The sequence below is a fragment of the Microbacterium algeriense genome, assembly GCF_008868005.1.
GTDB classification, from domain to species: Bacteria; Actinomycetota; Actinomycetes; order Actinomycetales; family Microbacteriaceae; genus Microbacterium; species Microbacterium algeriense.
This window is the reverse complement of the sequence record NZ_WAAO01000007.1, coordinates 1-1,570: the sequence shown is the minus strand read 5'-3', so window position 1 is coordinate 1,570 and position 1,570 is coordinate 1. Positions and strand designations below refer to the sequence as shown.

The following is a 1,570-nucleotide window of genomic DNA, read 5'->3' as shown; positions in this document are numbered from 1 at the left end:
TGTGGGGTGCGCCATTGTCGGGTGGGGTCCCACCAGGCGGGGCCGCGGATGTGGGGGGTGCCGTGGTGCATGCGGATGTCCCATCCGCTGGTGGGGAGGGTGCGGTGGTGGTGCCAGCAGAGGGTGACGCCGTTGTCGGTGTGGGTGGGTCCGCCGCGGGAGTGTTCGGTGACGTGGTGGATCTCGCACCAGGTCGCGGGGACGTGGCAGCCGGGGATGAGGCATTCGCGGTCGCGGAGGGTGATCGCGCGGCGTTGGGGTGCGGTGAAGATGCGGTCGGTGGTGGTGATGCCGATGATGCGGCCGTGCGGGTCGAACAGGACGCGTTGGATGCCGCCGGCGCAGGCGGTGTGCGCGGCGGTGCGGGGGTGGGTGGGGGTGTCGATGCCGTCGATGTGCGCCCAGCCGGTGCCGGTGGCGTAGTCGTCGGCGGTGATGGAGACCACCAGGGTCGGGGCGGCGCCTCCCAGGCGGGGAGCATCGTCGTGGCGGGCGGCGATGCCCAGGACCGCGGCGAGCGTGTCGTGCTGCCGTTGCGCTCTCGTGCGGGTGTCGACCATCCGGGTCGGGTCCTCCGAGGGAAGAACCCCCTCACCCATCGCATCATCCCCATCCCCGTCGTTCCCGTCGCCATCCCGGTCGCCGTGGTGTTCATGGGTGGGGGTGAAGTGGACTCCGACCGGGTGGGGTGGGCCGTCGACTTTCGGGTTCAGGTATGCATCGAACAGGCGCTGCAACTGTCCCGCGACCTCCGGGAGCAGTCTGCCGTGGATCGGGATGGTGCCGTCTTTCGCTCTCCCCAGGGTGAGCGCCCGCCCGCGCATCGCGATCTCGTCCGCGGGCTCGGCACCATCCGGGTCGAGATACTGCACGATCACCCGGGACAGCAGCCGCAGATCCTCCGGCGTCGCGGCCGGCCCGGCCTCACCGGCACGGCCCTGCTCATCCGCGGCAGGTTGTTCCCCGGCGACGTCACCGTCACCGTCTCCGGCGCAGCCGCGGGCATACGCGGCGAGCTCCGTATCCGCGCGGAGCCGGTCGGCGGTGCCGACCCGGGCACCGGCCTGCTCGATCGGGCCGATCGCGGCCAGCAGCCCGGAGATGCCGATCACCCCGTCCAGCAGCGCCTCCCGCAACCCCGGCCACCGAGCCGGCAACCACGCCCCGCTGGACACATCCACCTCCCGGCGCACCGCCCGCGCGGCCGTGACCACCCGCCCCGCACCCGGAGCGTCCACCCGCAGCACCCGCTGCAGCAACTCGCTCACCGTCCGACACCCGAACTGTCCGCAGAACGCCGCATCCCCTGACCCCGCCGCCCGCGCCGGCACCGACGCGACCGTCTCGACCACGACCGCGTCCACCCGCCGCTGCACCCGACCCGCGACCTGCAACAACGCCATCTTCGCCTCGTCCGACAGCCCCGCGATCACATCCCCGGCCAGCATCGCATCCAGGTCGATCACGACCTGCTCCAACAGCTCCGCGGGATTGCTCATGCCCCCAGTCAACCCCGGGGCACCGACATTCCCACCCCGAAAAAACCCAGCTCAGACCAATATTCCAGCAC

At 71.7% G+C, this 1,570-nt stretch carries 1 protein-coding gene; it reads right to left on the bottom strand.

All coding sequences use genetic code 11. The features are described 5' to 3' along the window. A partial coding sequence (locus F6A08_RS17535) for an HNH endonuclease signature motif containing protein (RefSeq protein ID WP_151460176.1) occupies nt 1–1,499 on the bottom strand: 1,499 nt, incomplete at its 3' end. Nucleotides 1,500–1,570: the final 71 nt, after the last annotated feature.